The organism is Symbiopectobacterium sp. Eva_TO, assembly GCF_053848865.1.
Genome location: NZ_JBSPEY010000004.1, coordinates 233,759 through 250,510 on the forward strand (window position 1 = coordinate 233,759; position 16,752 = coordinate 250,510).

Below are 16,752 nucleotides of genomic sequence, written 5' to 3' on the forward strand. Positions count from 1 at the left end.
AAGCGGGGCTTGCATCATAGGTCAACTATCCATCAGGCCGAAGGGGTGGTGCTATTCTCCGACAGAGAGGCAGGAACAATCAACCGGTTAGGAAGCGTAAACATAAAACGCGCTCCGGCACCCGGTTCACTGAGGATCTCCAGCCGCGAATCATGATGGCTGAGCGCATGCTTAACGATGACAAGCCCCAATCCGCTGCCGCCCGTTTGGCGCGAGCGGGCTTTGTCCACACGATAAAAACGCTCCGTCAGGCGAGGGATGTGCTCGGCGGCGATACCAGGACCATTATCGCTGACCTGAAACTGCGCACCCTGCGTGATTTTTTGCCAGCACACTTCAATGCGCGTGCCTTCCGGCGTGTGATTAACCGCGTTGTACACCAGATTGGAGAAGGCGCTGTGCAACTGCTCTTCATTGCCGTAAACACTCAGCCCATCGTTGATGCGGAACACAATTTCGTGACGATCCTGACTCAGCGTCTGTGCTTCACGTTGTAGTATGCGCAGCATACGTGGCACATCGACCTTTTCCGCCAGATTGATCGGTGCAGCCGCTTCGATTTTCGATAACGTGAGCAACTGTTTCACCAACCCATCCATGCGCCGCGTCTGCTCCTGCATGGTTGAAAGCGCTTTGCTGCGTAAGGCACCGTCCAGCGAATCGTCCTGCATCATCTCCAGGTAACCTTGTAGCACGGTGAGCGGAGTGCGTAATTCATGACTGACGTTGGCGAAGAAATTACGCCGAGCCCCTTCCAGTTGGTGCATCTGGGTAATGTCGCGCACGACCATCAATAACTGCCCTTCCGAGTACGGCATAACACGGAATTCGACATGGTGTGAATTGATCAGTTGCAGGGTCAAGGCTCGGGAGAAATCCTGCTGACGCATGTATTGGGTGAACTCGGGATAGCGCAGCAAATTGAGGATATTCTGGACGTTATCTTCCGGCCAACGCAGGCTGAGCAAGTGCTGCGACAGACCGTTGCACCAGATAATGGTGCCCTCTTCGGTGGTGATCACCACACCATCGGGCAGCGACTCGGCACCGCTGCGAAAACGCTTGATCAGCAGAGCAAGCTCGCGCCGCCGCCGCCGATTGCGCAGTTGCATTTGATACAACCCGTAAAACAGCGGCTCCCAACTCCAGCGCCCGGGTGGCGATGTCATGCTGCGATCGACCCACAGCCAGTAGGAGAGTTTAAGCTGGTTGTAATAATTCCAGCCAAGCACCACCAGCACCGCCGCCAGCATAAACCAGGGCAGGTAGCCGAAAATCAGGCCGAGCAGCAGGGCTGGCAAGCAAAAAAAGGCCAGCTCCAATGCCAGCTTTTTCCACGAAAGACGTTCTAACACGTTAAAAATTCTCCGCTTTGGCGGTATTCAGCCACGATGTCGCGCTCGCTATGGCTCACGCGCACATCAATAACGCGTAGAAAAACGGTACCCCGTTCCCCGGACCGTTTGCACCATTTTATCGTGTCCGCTGGTTTCCAGCGCCTTGCGCAAGCGACGAATATGCACGTCCACAGTACGATCCTCAACATAAACGTTAGTTCCCCAAACGTTATTGAGCAACTGCTCGCGGCTGTATACACGCTCAGCGTGCGTCATAAAGAAATGCAGCAGTTTGAATTCGGCCGGCCCCATCTCCAGCGCGTGCTGTTCTGTGGTAACGCGATGCGAAGTTGGGTCCAGACTCAAGCCCCGCATTTCGATCACCTCTTCCACCGCCATGGGTGAAATACGGCGCATCACCGCCTTGATGCGTGCTACCAGTTCTTTGGGCGAAAACGGCTTGGTGATATAATCATCAGCGCCAACCTCAAGCCCGCGTACGCGATCTTCCTCTTCACCGCGCGCCGTCAACATCATAACCGGAATATCCCGCGTCAGCGCTTCGCGCTTCATGTGCTTGATAAACTGCAATCCCGAGCCACCTGGCAGCATCCAGTCCAGCAGTACCAGATCCGGATAGGGTTCGGACAAACGCGTTACAGCGCTGTCATAATCTTCCGCTTCAACGGACTGATAGCCGTTTTGCTCTAACACGAAGCACACCATTTCACAGATCGGCGCTTCATCTTCTACGACCAGTATGCGTCTTGCCATTGTCCATCCTGCCGTTAGTCAGCGTATGAAACACGTCAACAATAACGAAATCTCACCATTGCCCGCTTTACCTATAAAGGTGCCTGAGCTGCTTATCTTCTGCGGGCGAAAGCAGTATGCGTCAGTTTTATGACAGATTTATGAAAACCCAAACTGAAGGTAACACCCGATTTAGCGACTGTTTCCAAAATTTTCGCGGCGATAACGACAGCCGTCGCCCTCACTGCTTATAATCGCCCTACAGTAGATAGCACGTCTAACAGGAAACGCCATGCGTATCATTCACACCGCAGACTGGCATCTGGGCCAATATTTTTATACTAAAAGTCGCGCACCGGAGCATCAAGCGTTTCTCGACTGGCTCATCGAGCAGATAACCGAACATCAGGTCGATGCGCTGATTGTGGCGGGTGATATCTTTGATAACGGTTCGCCACCGAGCTACGCACGCGAGATGCTCAACCGGTTTGTGGTGGCATTGCGCACCACGGGATGCCAATTGGTGTTGCTGGCCGGAAACCACGATGCGGTGGCAACCTTAAATGAATCGCGCGATCTGCTAGCGTGCCTCAATACCCGTGTTATCGCCAACGCCACCGAGGATGTGACGCTGCAGGTCTTCACACTTAATACCCATCAAGGCGCGCCCGGTGCAATTCTGTGCGCGATTCCTTTTCTGCGTCCGCGCGACATCCTGCGCAGCCTGGCGGGTCAATCCGGCGTGGAAAAACAGATAGCCTTGCAAGACGCCATCAGTGAACACTACGCGCAATGCTATCAGCACGCCTGCGATTTGCGCGACACGCTAGCAATGCCCCTGCCGATTATCGCCACCGGACACCTGACCACCGTGGGGGTTACCGCCTCGGAAGCGGTACGCGAGATCTACATCGGCTCGCTTGATGTGTATTAGTCGCGACTTGATCTGACACTGGACCTTGAAAGGTTGAGAGTTACCGGTTTTGATATGGGTGTCGAATCCTTATACAAAACACGAGGTAACTCTCATGCTTCATACTAACAATCCCATCATCAAACACAAAGCCGGCCTGCTCAATCTCGCCGAAGAACTCGGTAACGTATCAAAAGCCTGTAAAATCATGGGGGTGTCACGCGACACGTTTTATCGCTATCAGGAACTGGCGGCAGAAGGCGGTATTGACGCTCTGGTTAACCAAAACCGCCGGGTTCCCAACCTGAAAAACCGTGCTGATGAAGCCACTGAACGTGCGGTTGTTGATTACGCCATTGAGTTCCCGGCTCATGGCCAGCACCGGACCAGTAATGAGCTGCGTAAAAAAGGCGTCTTCATTTCTGGCAGCGGTGTGCGCTCCATCTGGCAACGACACGATCTGGAAAACTTTCGTAAGCGCCTGAAGGCACTTGAGGAAAAAGTTGCCAGAGAAGGCATCGTACTTACTGATGCTCAAATCGCTGCACTGGAGAAGAAGGCGCACGACGACGAAGCCTGTGGTGAAATAGAGACTGCTCACCCGGGTTATCTGGGGTCGCAGGACACCTTCTACGTGGGTAATCTGAAAGGTGTTGGCCGTATCTACCAGCAGACGTTCGTGGATACGTACTCGAAAGTGGCGCACTGCAAGCTTTACACGAGTAAAGCACCGATCTCTGCCGCCGACCTGCTCAATGATCGCGTGCTGCCGTTCTACGAAGCTCAGGGGCTGCCAATGCTAAGAATACTGACGGACAGGGGGACGGAGTACTGCGGTAAAGTGGAACAACATGACTATCAGCTGTACTTGGCTATCAACGATATAGACCATACGAAAACGAAAGCGATGTCTCCGCAGACAAACGGTATCTGCGAGCGCTTCCATAAAACTATTTTGCAGGATTTTTATCAGGTTGCGTTCCGTAAGACGTTATACGAGGACCTAGAAAGTCTACAAAAGGATCTGGACAACTGGTTGTGGCATTACAATAATGAGCGAACTCATCAGGGTAAAATGTGCTGCGGGCGTACGCCAATGGCCACGTTACTTGATGGTAAACGAGTCTGGGCAGAAAAAAATCTGAACCAGATTTAATCTGACAGACACCTGTATAAATAACCGGTAACTGTCAGATCAGGTCTGAGCTAATACAGATAAACGCATGCTGGACACACTGTTTAAGCGTTGCATCGGCCATTGATCTTGACCCACCATCTCCGGACAGCTTTTGTCTCTTAAGTTAACGATGCCCGCTGGCGCCGATATTCTCTTGGGGAGTTGTATCCCAGCGCACTGTGCGGATGGTTTTCATTGTAATGATTGAACGCCGCTGCAAGGTTCTTCAGCGCTGTTCGCACATCGGGTTTTGGCATGAAGGCGATGTAATCTTCCTTCATCGTCTTCACGAACCGTTCTGCCATGCCGTTACTCTGTGGACGGCTCACTGCTGTTGTGCAGGGCTCCAGATTCAGTTCTCTGGCGAACTTCCGCGTTTCATGCGCTGTGTACGCTGAACCATTATCCGTCAGCCATTGCACTGGTTTATCCGGCAGCGCGCTACCGAAGCGTTTTTCCACCGACCTCAGCATCACATCCTGCACGGTTGAACTGTCATAACCCCTGGTGCTCGCTGCCCAGTCTATGGCCTCCCGGTCGCAGCAGTCCAGTGCGAACGTCACCCGCAGCTTCTCGCCGTTGTCACAACCGAACTCGAAGCCATCTGAGCACCAGCGCATATCGCTCTCTGCTACCGCGATTTTGCCTTTATGCTCCCGCTTCGGACGTTCAGTTTTATCATGCAACAACAGCAGGTTATGCTCGCTCATTATCCTGTAAAGCCGTTTGGCGTTCACCGGTGGAAGTCCCTCTGCACGACGTTGCTTACGCAGGATACCCCACACTCGGCGGTAACCGTAACTGGGCATGTCGCTGATGATACGGAGGATGTCCGATAATATCTCAGCATCAGCTTCGTCATTACGCCGGTTGCTGCGCCTGTCCAGCCAGTCGGCAGAACGGTTAACCCGCAGTGACAGCTGCGCACGCGACACGCTCATGGCGCGGCTGACCAGAGCTATTCCCCGTCCTTTGGCAACAAGGGCGCGTGCGCTATCCATTTTCGCGACTGGCGGTACTCCACTGCTTCTTTGAGGATCTCAACTTCCATCGTCTTCTTACCCAGAAGGCGCTGTAGCTCCCGGACCTGCTTGAGGGCACCTCGTTATACACAAGTCCGCAACGCCTTATATGCCAAGGGTTAGCGGGCTGAAATAGGCAGCCGGTGGGGTTGTAAATGAAGTGAAACCGACGTGTACTATCGCCATTTACGGCGCTGAAAAATGACACGGGATTCAGATGGCTGGGCACACCAAGAACTGGAAGGGGTAAATCTTGGTGACACGAGGCTCAATAAGCGCGCCAAAGGGCTTTTGATACGGCTGGCTGAGAATCCGCAAGCCAGCATTACGCATGCGTGCCTCGGATGGTCTGAGACGCTGGGTGCTTACCGCTTCATGGAGAACCAAGCATTCGAATGGCGAGACATTCTGCAACCTCACTGGCAGCGTACGCAGGAAAGGATCCGAGAACACGAGGTTGTGCTGTGTATCCAAGACACTACCAAGCTTGACTTCAACGGGCAGCAAATCCAAGGCTTGAGTCCCTTGAACTACGAAGCCAGGCGTGGTCTGTACCTGCATCCGACCTACGCGGTCAGTCCGGATCGCGTGGGGTTGGGCGTACTGGATGCGTGGATGTGGGCAAGAGAGCCGAAGGATGCAGACGGAAAACGCGATGGGCTCAAGGAGAGTACGCGCTGGCTCGAGGGATACGAGCGAGTTGCTGAACTCGCCTCGGAGTTGCCAAACACACGTCTGGTGTACTTAGCCGATCGCGAAGCGGATATCAAGGCGTTGATGCAGCTCGCTGATGACCTTGGCACTCCGGCTGACTGGTTGATCCGCTCGACTCATAATCGCAGTCTGGACTGTAATGAGAAGCTTTGGCAGAAGGTTGGAAAGACCGTGCCGGTGGGAGAAATCCAATTCGTTATGGCGGCTCGCGCGGGGCAGAAGGCGCGTACGGTGAAACAGGCGCTGCGCGTGAAGCGAGTGTCGCTGCGTTGCGGGTTGGCAGTGACTTGTGTGATAGCCAAGGAAATTGAGCCGCCAGCAGGCGTGAAGCCATATCGTTATACACATCTTTTGGCCATTTTTTGAACAGGATGCTCAGAACCCCGTGAATTAAGGCATTCAAGCCATCCCATTGGCTTTTTGAGGTTCAAAATGCCACTCTGAGATAAACCCGTAACTCATTGATTAAACAGTGCGTTAGAAAGATGTGTATAACGATATGGCGTGAAGCCGGTCGAGTGGCGGTTGCTGAGCAATCGCGTACCTGAAGGACGAGAAGATATCGTGGAGTTGATCGACTGGTATCGGGCTAGATGGGAAATCGAGATGTTCTTCAATGTGCTGAAGAACGGCTGCTGTGTCGAAGCGTTACAGTTATCGACCGTGGATCGCATTGAGCGGGCATTGGCGCTGTTCATGATCGTGGCATGGCGCATCGCCTATTTAATGCGTATGGGACGAACCTGTCCAGAGCTGGACGCAATGTTGTTCTTTGATTCCGACGAGACTCATGGAGCTTACCTACTGATGAACAAGCGTATGCCCAAGGGCCGCCCTAAGCTAAACGAAGTATTGCGCTTAGTTGCGCAACTCGGAGGCTTTCTTGCTCGAAAAGGCGACGGTGAACCAGGCGCAAAAACTATCTGGAAAGGCTTGCAGAAAGTCATGACGGCCGCCGAAACGCTACGCGCGCTCAGGCACGAACAGAGATGTGTATAACGAGGTGGCTTGAGGGCAGTCGCCAGCGCCGAAGCTGTAACCACTTCTTCTCCGGCCGCAACGGCGGTGAGGCTTCCTTCCTGGTATTGCTTCTTCCACTTAAACAAAAGGCTGGGCTGGATGCCATGCAGGCGGGCTACATGGGAGACGTTCGTCCCCGGCTTCATTGTCTGCTGAATGATGGCGATTTTCTCTTGCGGAGTTTTACGCTTACGGACTTTGTAGTGGCACACTGATACTGGCCACCTGATCGGAGGTGATATGCTCACCTCATCAACACGACAGGTGACCTCATGGGTAAACATTTTACGGCGGAATTTAAGCTCGAAGCCGCAAAGCTGGTTGTCGACCACGGCTACACATACGTTAAGGCCGCAGAGGCGGTTAATGTCATATCGTTATACACATCTTTTGGCCATTTTTTGAACAGGATGCTCAGAACCCCGTGAATTAAGGCATTCAAGCCATCCCATTGGCTTTTTGAGGTTCAAAATGCTACTCTGAGATAAACCCGTAACTCATTGATTAAACAGTGCGTTAGAAAGATGTGTATAACGATATGGGTTAATGTCAGCCATTCTGCCATTAGTCGCTGGGTCAATAAGCTTCGCCTTGAACGACAGGGAAAAACGCCAACGGGACTTCCTCTTACCCCTGAACAGCTCGAGCTGCGTGAGATGAAGAAAAAAGTCCAATGCCTTGAAATGGAGAACGAAATCCTAAAAAAGGCTACGGCGCTCTTAATGTCGGACTCACTCAACGGTTCACGGTAGTCGACAGGCTGAGGGCGCGATACCCGGTCACGGCGTTGTGCCAAACTTTTGAGGTACATCGCAGCAGCTACAGGCACTGGCAGGCTTCCGCTAATGAACCCGACGGTGAGCGCGTGGTTAAGTGTAGCCGCGTCATGGAAGCCTGGAACGCCAGCGGCGGCTCTGCCGGCGCTCGAAGTATCGCGACCATCGTCACCGGCAGCTCTGGTGTCAAAATGGGGCGCTGGCTGGCTGGCAAGCTGATGAAGGAGCTGGGTATCGCCAGCTGCCAGCGACCGGCTCACAAACACAAACGCGGCGGCAATGAACACGTTGAAATGCCGAACTATCTCAACCGCCAGTTCGCGGTTACCGCGCCGGATCAGGTCTGGTGCGGCGATGTGACCTACATCTGGACGGGCAAATGCTGGGCTTACCTTGCGGTGGTGCTAGATCTGTTCGCCCGCAAACCGGTGGGCTGGGCCATGTCGACGTCGCCGGACTCGGCGCTGACAGTTAAAGCGTTGCAGATGGCCTGGGAACTCCGGGGACAACCAACAGGAGTCATGTTCCACAGCGACCAGGGCAGCCACTATACCAGCCGTCAATACCGGCAAGCCCTGTGGCGCTGCCGGATAAAGCAGAGTATGAGTCGGCGGGGTAACTGCTGGGATAATGCGCCAATGGAGCGGTTCTTCCGCAGCCTGAAGACAGAATGGGTGCCGACAAAGGGTTACAACAGCTTCAGCGAAGCCCAGGACGCGATTATCCGCTACATCACGGGGTATTACAGCGCTATCCGGCCTCACTGGTATAACGGCGGCTTAACTCCAAACGAATCTGAGCGACTGTTCTACATACAGTCTAATGCGGTGGCCAATATTAGTTGACCACTACACTTCTTGCCCTAACAGGATCCCGGTCATTTCAAAATTAGCATGATTGTTAGACATATATCTAAGCCTATCTCTTATCTGGAGATACAGCTACTGTCTGGTGTTACAGGGGGCTACATCAACAATCGACCTGGGGCACAGTCGTTACAAGTTCTGATTTATTCAACAAAGCCCCCTTTCGCATTGAATTAATTGGAAAACATGGACTCTTACTCTGCACATTTTGGACAGAAGAAAATAACATGAAAAATCTGATAACAAGGGATAAAAAATTCTACTTCCCCTTGGGACAGCATTATTCTCAGCGTTATTTTGGTGATTTGTAATATTGGAATGAGAGCGAAATCTGATAATCAGTAAAAACGATTAAATAAACCCTATCCAAACAGAGATTAATTCTGCTTCCTGCTCGTTTATCTAGAATAAAATACTCACGAGGCATGTGATACACTTCGTTAGCATATCGCGGTATGGCACGCTGAATAATCAATCAGCACGGCTTGTTTTCGAACCACAATATTCATCAGGATAGACTATGTTGACGCTGCTGCATTTGCTCTCTTCCGTTGCACTACTGGTATGGGGTACCCATATCGTACGCACGGGTATTATGCGAGTTTATGGCGCAAACCTGCGCCGTATATTGAGTGCCAGCATCAAGAAAACCAGCATGGCGTTTCTTGCAGGGATCGGCGTAACAGCATTGGTGCAAAGCAGTAACGCCACCGCGCTGCTGGCCATCTCTTTTGTGTCGCAGCAATTGATTGCGCTTTCCCCTGCATTGGTGATTATGCTGGGGGCGGATGTCGGTACCGCGCTCATGGCGCGTATTCTGACATTCGACTTAGTCTGGCTTTCTCCCCTGTTGTTGCTCTGCGGGATCGTGGCATTTCTGTCTAACCGCAAGACTCGCATCGGCCAGTTGGGCCGTGTGGGCATCGGCCTTGGATTGATCCTGCTGGCGCTGGAATTGATCGTCGCAGCCGCAGCCCCCATCACCCATTCCAGCGCAATTCTGGTGATTTTCACCTCCATTTCGGATGACACGCTATTGGCGCTGCTGCTTGGAGCAGTTTTTGCCATGGTCAGCTATTCCAGCCTTGCCGCCGTGCTGCTGACGGCTACGCTGGCGGCGACCGCACTGCTTCCGCTGAAAATGGCACTGTGCATTGTGCTTGGCGCCAACCTCGGCAGCGGTGTGCTGGCGATACTCGGAGGACGCGGACAAAGTGCCAGCGCGCGACAATTGGTACTTGGCAGCATGTTGTTCAAGATTATCGGCTGCGTGTTGATTTTGCCTTGGCTGGCACCGCTAGCACAGTGGATTGGCAGCACGGACATTGCTTTTGACGAAGCCGTTATCTATTTTCATGTCGTCTATAACCTGCTGCGCTGCCTGCTGATGCTGCCGCTGGTGACCAGCATGGCACGTCTGTGTCGTCGTTTGGTGCCCCATGAGGATATGAATAACGCCACCGCCGCACCGCGCTATCTCGACAACAGCGCACTGGATACCCCTTCGCTTGCCCTCTCCAATGCGGTACGCGAAACGCTGCGACTGGGCGACGTAGTGGCACAAATGCTGGAACGTTTTCGCCTGGTGTTATTGGGCGACAGAGAGCAAAAACGCGAGATCAGTCGCCTTGATGAAGAAGCCGACATGCTTCACAGTGCCATCAAGCTCTATCTGGCACAGATTCGTCAAGACGATTTGGGAGAGGAAGATTCGCGCCGTTGGGCGGAAGTGATCGATACGGCGTTGAACCTGAAACAAGCAGGCGGCATCCTCGAACATATTTCTTCATCGTTCACCAACAAGGCGCTGGATGCCCGGCTATCCTTATCCTCCGAAGGTATGGAAGAACTGCTGGCGCTGCATCAACGTCTCACCAGCTCCCTCTCGCTGGCGATGTCGGTGTTTCTCACCGGAGACATGACCAACGCCAAACGCCTGCGCCGAGCCAAGCACCGTTTGATTCTGCTGGGAAGAAGCTACTCTCATGCGCACGTTGAACGTTTACACCAACAAAATCCGCAGAGTCTGGAAACCAGCTCACTGCATATGGGCTTGCTGGGGGATATTCGCCGTCTGAATTCACTGTTCTGTGCCGTGGCGTATCATGTGCTCGAACCGGACCCGGAAGATTCAGCAGAATAATCATTGGTACAACGAAAGAAGGGCAGCAAAAACGCAGCCCTTCTGCACATTTATCATTCATCCTGCGATAAATGTTATACCTCTAACGAACTCAACACGACTGAGGAAACGCGATTGCCAGTTCTTTATCCATGACGCATGGCGACGCACCGCCACCGCTACCGTTCCAGGTCGGTCCCATCGGCACTACGGGGATCGGCACGCTGACGGGGCCGTGTTTAACCGCTTCCTGCACAACGGTTTGTACTGCACCACTCACAGCACCGCCGGCAGCGCCAGCGATACCGCCCACAGCGCCAAACCCGGCCCCCCACGCCATATTTTCTCCTAAATAGCTGTTCCTAATACCGCTACACTTTTGCCTGTCCATGTTTTCCACTGGGAAACGGGCTGACGGTTTCCATGAAGCGGCGAACCTTGTTCAGTCACTGCCACATTGAACAGCATTGATGATTGCGGGTAATGGTTTCATGCAACGCCTGCCATAACCGCTCTACATGATTTACCCATGGTGAGTACACCGGCTGATAAATAACCCTGAATTTCGGGTTTTCTTCCAGCCAGCGCTGCGTCTCCCGGCTTTTGTGAATAATGTAGTTATCAACTATCAGCGTGAGCGTTTTTGCCCGTCTGAAAGAATACCGTCGCATTGCGACACGTTACGACAAAACGGCGAGGAATTATCTGGCAATGTTGAAACTGGGCTGCATCCGCCTGTTTTACCAGAGGTTATGTAATTAAGGGACACAGCCTAGTCCAACTAAGCGCGAACGCTTCCGGTGTCAGTGCTGTCGCCGTGTATTCCAGCTTACCTACCGCTATGAAGCGCGAAAGCCGGGAGTCAAAGAGCAGATCGTTGATATGGCCTTCAACGGTGCCGGTGTTCGCGATACCGCCAGAACGTTGAAAATCGGCATCAATACGGTCATCCGGGCTTTAAAAAGCTCTCGCCCCGCAGGATAACGTCTTCTCCCGTTGCTCACGCCGACATCGCCCTTATCTGTGAACTTGATGAGCAATGGAGCTTCGTTGGCAGTCAGGCGCTACAGCACTGGCTCTGGTAGGCTTACAATACCAAAACGGGCGGTGTTCTGGCCTACACTTTTGGCCCCCGAACCGATGAGACCTGCCGTGAATTGCTGGCTCTGTTGACACCGTTCAACATCGGCATGATTACCAGTGACAACTGGGGCAGCTATGCAAGAGAGGTTCCGAAGCAGAAACATCTGACTGGCAAGATCTTCACGCAACGCATAGAGCGCAATAACCTGACGCTCCGTACCCGCATTAAACGACTGGCGCGTAAAACGATTTGCTTCTCGCGCTCCGTCGAGATCCACGAAAAAGTCATCGGAGCCTTCATCGAAAAACACATGTTCTACTAATTGGAGTCATTACCATCACGCCGAGCCAATCCAGATCCTGAAAGGGCGCATTATCGTGATTGGTGCGCTGGTACTGCTGTATATTTTGCTGCTGTTTGTCCCTTTGGTCGGGTTGGCGGTATTGCTGGTGTTTACCGCACTTTTGCCGATGCTGATTATTCGTAACTGGCGCTATAACGCCATTATGACCAGTTATCGTGGCGTGCGTTTTAACTATTTGGGCAGCGTAAAACGTGGCTATTGGACGTTTTTTGCGGTTCCGTTATTAATGGTAGTAGTGCTGGTGCTGTTAATGACCACTGTCGGCAGTTTTTCTTCCTTCATCAGCAATGCGACACCACTAATTGTAGCTGCACTGCTTTACATCCCCGCGTTGATTGCGCTGCGCGGCGTGATGAAGTAGGGTCTTCTCTTGTTGTGGTGGCTGAAGGCATGATAATGGTGCATTTAATCGCCAGAGGTCACCGCCATGGACGAAAAGTCTCTCTACGCTCATATTCTCAACCTGTCCGTTCCGTGGCAGGTAAGGTCCCTTTCTCTCGATGAAAATGCCGGTTCTGTTACTGTCACTGTGGGAATCGCTGAAAACACCCGGTTAGCCTGTCCGACCTGCGGTAAATCCTGTTCTGTTCACGATCACCGTCATCGTAAATGGCGGCACCTCGATACCTGCCAGTTCACCACGCTGGTTGAAGCAGAGGTTCCCCGCATTATGTGTCCGGAGCATGGCTGCCAGACGTTGCCTGTTCCGTGGGCAGGGCCTGGCAGCCGGTATACGCTGCTGTTCGAATCGTTCGTGCTCTCATGGCTGAAAATCAGCACCGTTGATGCTGTCAGGAAACAACTTAAGCTCAGCTGGAATGCGGTTGACGGCATTATGATCCGGGTCGTTAAGCGAGGTCTTGCCCGGATAAAAAAGCCATTATCCTCCCGTCATATGAATGTGGATGAGGTCGCCTTTAAAAAAGGGCATCGTTACATAACGGTGATCTCCGATCGCGATGGACGGGCGCTGGCCTTAACGGATGATCGCGGCACAGAGAGTCCCGCCGGCTATCTTCGCACGCTCACTGACTGCATATTCGCATCGTGATCGATCAGTGATTCGCATGACAATCGATCACGATTTCGCATCTAAGGTCGATCACTGATTCGCGTCGTATCGATCACTCCGGGACTTAACTCTTCTAACCTCCTCTCCGTTCGCAGTTTCTACTGAAATGGAGATAACGATGGCCAGAAAGAGAAAAAGCAGGAGTCCCATGGAGACTTGTCTTCAGATCTTCAAACTCAAATTTGAGTGCAACCAGTCTAATCGCACCATCGCCGCTGCTCTTAGGGTCAGCCCTTCCACAGTTTATGAGGTGCTCTCCCGTTTTACCGCCGCATCGCTGTCGTGGCCATTGCCTGATGCGCTCTTGCCAGAAAAACTGGAAAAGATGCTGTTCCCCACCCGCAGAATGCGCACCTCGGAGCTTATCGCGCCAGACTGGCTGTATATCGATACCGAGCTAAGACGGCCAGGGGTTACCAGGCAGCTGTTGTGGATAGAATACAGCACCGAAACCGGAGAAATGGCGCTGGGCTACTCTCAGTTCTGCCGTTGTTATCGCCAATGGAAGAAATGCCAGAAACGCTCGATGCGCCAGACCCACCGTGCCGGTGAGAAGCTGTTCATCGACTTCTGCGGGCCCACGGTGCCGGTATCCGACCCCGATACGGGAAATGTGCGCCGGGTCGCCATCTTCGTCGCTGTCATGGGAGCGTCAAATTATACCTATGCAGAAGCCTGCCCCGGTCAGGACATGATGAGCTGGCTGAATGCTAACAGCCACTGCCTGACCTTCCTCGGCGGCGTTCCAGCCCTGCTGGTACCCGATAATCTGCGTAGCGCGGTGAGCAAAGCAGATCGCTACGAGCCGGTCATCAACGACAGCTATCAGTCTTTGGCCTCGCATTACAGCACGGTAGTGATGCCAGCCAGACCCTACAAACCGAAAGACAAGGCCAAAGTGGAAAACGGCGTCCTGCTGGTCGAAAGGTGGCTCCTGGCGCGAATACGCAATGAAACCTTCCATACGATGCATGCGCTCAACGTCAGGCTCAGTGAGCTGATGACCGAGCTGAATAACCGGCCAATGAAAGGTTATGGGGGCCAGAGCCGAGCGCAGCGCTTTGCGCTGCTCGATGCGCCGTGCCTGCAGCCGTTGCCAGCCATGCCCTATGAATACACCGAATACCGTGCGGTGAAGGTCGCTCCTGACTATCACGTCGAATACGACCGCCACTGGTACTCCGTTCCCCATGAGCTGGTTGGTGAAAGGCTGTCGGTAAAAGCGGGTCAGACGTTGGTCCAGGTCTGGCATAAGGGCCGCTGCGTGGCTCAGCACCCTCGCAGCGATCGGCAGTACAGCCACAGCACGAATCCGGCACACATGCCGGTCAATCACCGCGGGCACAGCAGCTGGACACCTGAAAAGCTGCTGGATAATGCCGCGAGAACCGGCAAGGCGACCCGGCAGGTGGTGGAAGCGATGCTAAACGCGAAGAATCATCCTGAGCAGGCTTATCGGGCTGTTCTCGGCCTACTGTCGCTCCAGAAAAAATACGGTGCCGAACGGCTGGAAAAAGCCTGTGACAAGGCCTGCGGGCTGAACCATCCGGAAAGGCGTTTTATCGAGAATCTGCTGCGTCACAACAGGGAGGGCATCGGAGAAACAGTTAAAGGAAATAGAGAGTTACAGCTTCCACTGGAGCACGAGAATCTGCGTGGTCCAAAATATTACCACTGAAAAAGGGAGTCGTTATGACTGATGACCTGCTAACCAAACTTAGAACGCTGAAGCTGTCGGCAATGGCCGATGGCATGATACGCCAGCGTGAGGCACCTGGTACATACAATGAGCTGGGGTTCGCAGAACGCCTGGGGTTACTTGTCGAAGAAGAGCTACTGAATCGTGAAAACAGCCGTGTTGGGCGGTTGAGAAAGCAGGCACGGTTGCGCCACGGTGCAACCCCTGAGGGTATGTACTATCCGGTCTCCCGAGGGTTAAAGGCCGAACAGATGCGCGAGCTTCTGAACGGGCATTACATCACCCACAGCAAGAATATCCTGATAACAGGGCCAACTGGCAGCGGAAAAAGCTGGGTAGGTTGTGCCCTGGGCGAGCAGGCGTGCCGGCAAAAGAGAAGCGTTCAATACTGGCGCATGGGTCGGCTGCTGGATCAGCTTGAGCAGGGCCGACTGGACGGCAGCTGGCTTAAGCAACTGAAACAGCTTCAAAAAATAGAGTTTCTTATCTTGGACGACCTTGGTCTTGAAGTTATCACAACGCGGCAATGCAATGACTTGCTGGAAATAACGGAAGAGCGATATGGGCAAACCAGCACGATCCTTATCAGCCAGTTGCCGGTGGAGCAATGGTACGGAGTGATGGAAAACCCGACGGCGGCAGATGCCTTCCTGGATCGGCTGATCCACAACTCTCACAGAGTGGAGCTTCAGGGAGAATCATTAAGGAAAAATAGCCTGGCAGTGGAAAGCGCAGAAGAAACACGCTAAAACGATAAAAAAGTTAGGTTCCCGGGTGATCGATTACGATGCGAAAACGTGATCGACCTTAGATGCGAATCGATGATCGATCGCATGCGAATACGCACCGCTCATTTCGACTTGCCGACTCCCTTCCTTAGGCCATATCGTTATACACATCTTTTGGCCATTTTTTGAACAGGATGCTCAGAACCCCGTGAATTAAGGCATTCAAGCCATCCCATTGGCTTTTTGAGGTTCAAAATGCCACTCTGAGATAAACCCGTAACTCATTGATTAAACAGTGCGTTAGAACGATGTGTATAACGATATGTCCTTAGGCGTGACAAATCACATTCACACCGCATTTTTACGCCATAACACGTTACAGGTCCCCCGCTGCCTGAGCGCATTGTTGTAGGCGGACCCGTTGGTGATTTTAAACTTTTGCTTTGCCATGGGGACCTGATGTTGAAACGAATGTAGTGATCAGAGCCGCCAGTCACCTAAAAGTTCTATTTATTCAACAAAGCCGCTTACCGTCATCGCAATGTAGTGGAAAGATGTTTTGGCCGATTAAAAGAATACCGTCGCATTGCGACACGTTACGACAAAACGGCGAGAAATTATCTGGCAATGTTGAAACAGGGCTGCATCCGCCTGTTTTACCAGAGGTTATGTAATTAAGGGACACAGCCTAGATGGGAAATCGAGATGTTCTTCAATGTGCTGAAGAACGGCTGCTGTGTCGAAGCGTTACAGTTATCGACCGTGGATCGCATTGAGCGGGCATTGGCGCTGTTCATGATCGTGGCATGGCGCATCGCCTATTTAATGCGTATGGGACGAACCTGTCCAGAGCTGGACGCAATATTGTTCTTTGATTCCAACGAGACTCATGGAGCTTACCTACTGATGAACAAGCGTATGCCCAAGGGCCACCCTAAGCTAAACGAAGTATTGCGCTTAGTTGCGCAACTCGCAGGCTTTCTTGCTCGAAAAGGCGACGGTGAACCAGGCGCAAAAACTATCTGGAAAGGCTTACAGAAAGTCATGACGGCCGCCGAAACGCTACGCGCGCTCAGGCACGAACAGAGATGTGTATAACGAGGTG

Annotated in this window: 8 protein-coding genes and 14 pseudogenes; 15 read left to right on the forward strand and 7 right to left on the reverse strand. The window is 52.8% G+C overall.

The genetic code is table 11. The features are described 5' to 3' along the window. Positions 1-32: 32 nt before the first annotated feature. Entirely contained in the window at positions 33-1,355 is a 1,323-nt protein-coding gene (gene phoR, locus ACWWJF_RS03085; RefSeq protein ID WP_455868658.1) for a phosphate regulon sensor histidine kinase PhoR, read from the reverse strand. Between the two features lie 66 nt (positions 1,356-1,421). Then, positions 1,422-2,111 carry a phosphate response regulator transcription factor PhoB gene (gene phoB / locus ACWWJF_RS03090; RefSeq protein WP_455868659.1) on the reverse strand — a complete coding sequence of 230 codons (690 nt, stop codon included), beginning with the start codon at positions 2,109-2,111 and terminating at the stop codon, positions 1,422-1,424. 271 nt (positions 2,112-2,382) lie between these two features. Here phoB and sbcD point away from each other — a divergent pair. Continuing rightward, positions 2,383-3,021 (forward strand): annotated as a pseudogene (gene sbcD / locus ACWWJF_RS03095) (exonuclease subunit SbcD); the annotation flags it as partial. A 97-nt stretch (positions 3,022-3,118) separates the two neighbouring features. Further along, a complete protein-coding gene (locus ACWWJF_RS03100; RefSeq protein WP_455868660.1) occupies positions 3,119-4,159 on the forward strand; it encodes an IS481 family transposase in 1,041 nt (346 codons plus the stop codon). Positions 4,160-4,299: 140 nt separating this feature from the next. Here the strand turns inward: ACWWJF_RS03100 and ACWWJF_RS03105 are convergent. Beyond that, positions 4,300-5,279: pseudogene (locus ACWWJF_RS03105) on the reverse strand (IS3 family transposase); the annotation flags it as partial. Between the two features lie 124 nt (positions 5,280-5,403). Here ACWWJF_RS03105 and ACWWJF_RS03110 point away from each other — a divergent pair. Together ACWWJF_RS03110 and ACWWJF_RS03115 are read left to right on the forward strand one after the other, a co-directional pair. Continuing rightward, positions 5,404-6,237: pseudogene (locus tag ACWWJF_RS03110) on the forward strand (IS4 family transposase); the annotation flags it as partial. Between the two features lie 180 nt (positions 6,238-6,417). Then, positions 6,418-6,915, forward strand: a pseudogene (locus tag ACWWJF_RS03115) (IS4 family transposase); the annotation flags it as partial. Between the two features lie 8 nt (positions 6,916-6,923). On the opposite strand, the pseudogene ACWWJF_RS03120 reads toward ACWWJF_RS03115, so the two are convergent. Beyond that, positions 6,924-7,148 (reverse strand): annotated as a pseudogene (locus ACWWJF_RS03120) (transposase); the annotation flags it as partial. A gap of 60 nt (positions 7,149-7,208) precedes the next feature. Here ACWWJF_RS03120 and ACWWJF_RS03125 point away from each other — a divergent pair. From ACWWJF_RS03125 to ACWWJF_RS03135, 3 genes and pseudogenes are all read left to right on the forward strand, one after another. Continuing rightward, positions 7,209-7,364 carry a hypothetical protein gene (locus ACWWJF_RS03125; protein ID WP_455868661.1) on the forward strand — a complete coding sequence of 52 codons (156 nt, stop codon included), beginning with the start codon at positions 7,209-7,211 and terminating at the stop codon, positions 7,362-7,364. Positions 7,365-7,478: 114 nt separating this feature from the next. Beyond that, a pseudogene (locus tag ACWWJF_RS03130) lies at positions 7,479-8,557 on the forward strand (IS3 family transposase); the annotation flags it as partial. Between the two features lie 541 nt (positions 8,558-9,098). Continuing rightward, positions 9,099-10,721 carry a Na/Pi cotransporter family protein gene (locus tag ACWWJF_RS03135; protein WP_455868662.1) on the forward strand — a complete coding sequence of 541 codons (1,623 nt, stop codon included), beginning with the start codon at positions 9,099-9,101 and terminating at the stop codon, positions 10,719-10,721. Positions 10,722-10,812: 91 nt separating this feature from the next. Here ACWWJF_RS03135 and ACWWJF_RS03140 read toward each other — a convergent pair whose 3' ends face one another. Together ACWWJF_RS03140 and ACWWJF_RS03145 are read right to left on the reverse strand one after the other, a co-directional pair. Then, complete coding sequence (locus tag ACWWJF_RS03140) at positions 10,813-11,091, reverse strand: E492 group microcin (RefSeq protein ID WP_455870908.1); 279 nt, start codon at positions 11,089-11,091, stop codon at positions 10,813-10,815. Beyond that, a pseudogene (locus tag ACWWJF_RS03145) lies at positions 11,072-11,359 on the reverse strand (transposase); the annotation flags it as partial. The pseudogene ACWWJF_RS03145 and the gene ACWWJF_RS03140, both read right to left, overlap by 20 nt. On the opposite strand from ACWWJF_RS03145, the pseudogene ACWWJF_RS03150 reads away from it, so the two are divergent. From ACWWJF_RS03150 to istB, 6 genes and pseudogenes are all read left to right on the forward strand, one after another. After that, positions 11,343-11,462 (forward strand): annotated as a pseudogene (locus ACWWJF_RS03150) (IS5/IS1182 family transposase); the annotation flags it as partial. The pseudogenes ACWWJF_RS03145 and ACWWJF_RS03150 overlap by 17 nt on opposite strands. Positions 11,463-11,474: 12 nt before the next feature. Continuing rightward, positions 11,475-12,106, forward strand: a pseudogene (locus ACWWJF_RS03155) (IS1 family transposase); the annotation flags it as partial. Positions 12,107-12,131: 25 nt separating this feature from the next. Continuing rightward, a pseudogene (locus ACWWJF_RS03160) lies at positions 12,132-12,509 on the forward strand (DUF898 family protein); the annotation flags it as partial. A 66-nt stretch (positions 12,510-12,575) separates the two neighbouring features. Further along, a pseudogene (locus tag ACWWJF_RS03165) lies at positions 12,576-13,181 on the forward strand (helix-turn-helix domain-containing protein); the annotation flags it as partial. Positions 13,182-13,368: 187 nt separating this feature from the next. Then, positions 13,369-14,898, forward strand: a complete 1,530-nt coding sequence (istA, locus tag ACWWJF_RS03170; protein ID WP_455868471.1) for an IS21 family transposase — start codon at positions 13,369-13,371, stop codon at positions 14,896-14,898. Between the two features lie 14 nt (positions 14,899-14,912). After that, the gene (istB, locus tag ACWWJF_RS03175; protein WP_455868472.1) at positions 14,913-15,668 is read left to right on the forward strand and encodes an IS21-like element helper ATPase IstB; all 756 of its coding nucleotides are present in this window, start codon (positions 14,913-14,915) and stop codon (positions 15,666-15,668) included. 330 nt (positions 15,669-15,998) lie between these two features. Here the strand turns inward: istB and ACWWJF_RS03180 are convergent. Further along, positions 15,999-16,097 (reverse strand): annotated as a pseudogene (locus tag ACWWJF_RS03180) (IS5/IS1182 family transposase); the annotation flags it as partial. A 66-nt stretch (positions 16,098-16,163) separates the two neighbouring features. Here ACWWJF_RS03180 and ACWWJF_RS03185 point away from each other — a divergent pair. Both ACWWJF_RS03185 and ACWWJF_RS03190 read left to right on the forward strand, forming a co-directional pair. Next, positions 16,164-16,325 (forward strand): annotated as a pseudogene (locus ACWWJF_RS03185) (transposase); the annotation flags it as partial. 12 nt (positions 16,326-16,337) lie between these two features. Further along, a pseudogene (locus ACWWJF_RS03190) lies at positions 16,338-16,745 on the forward strand (IS4 family transposase); the annotation flags it as partial. Positions 16,746-16,752: the final 7 nt, after the last annotated feature.

Bases quoted from the DNA above. Each gene is read 5' to 3' on its own strand.
- phoB (WP_455868659.1), bottom strand. From the start codon at position 2,111: ATGGCAAGACGCATACTGGTCGTAGAAGATGAAGCGCCGATCTGTGAA.
- ACWWJF_RS03100 (WP_455868660.1), top strand. From the start codon at position 3,119: ATGCTTCATACTAACAATCCCATCATCAAACACAAAGCCGGCCTGCTC.
- ACWWJF_RS03125 (WP_455868661.1), top strand. From the start codon at position 7,209: ATGGGTAAACATTTTACGGCGGAATTTAAGCTCGAAGCCGCAAAGCTG.
- ACWWJF_RS03135 (WP_455868662.1), top strand. From the start codon at position 9,099: ATGTTGACGCTGCTGCATTTGCTCTCTTCCGTTGCACTACTGGTATGG.
- ACWWJF_RS03140 (WP_455870908.1), bottom strand. From the start codon at position 11,091: ATGGACAGGCAAAAGTGTAGCGGTATTAGGAACAGCTATTTAGGAGAA.
- istA (WP_455868471.1), top strand. From the start codon at position 13,369: ATGGAGACTTGTCTTCAGATCTTCAAACTCAAATTTGAGTGCAACCAG.
- istB (WP_455868472.1), top strand. From the start codon at position 14,913: ATGACTGATGACCTGCTAACCAAACTTAGAACGCTGAAGCTGTCGGCA.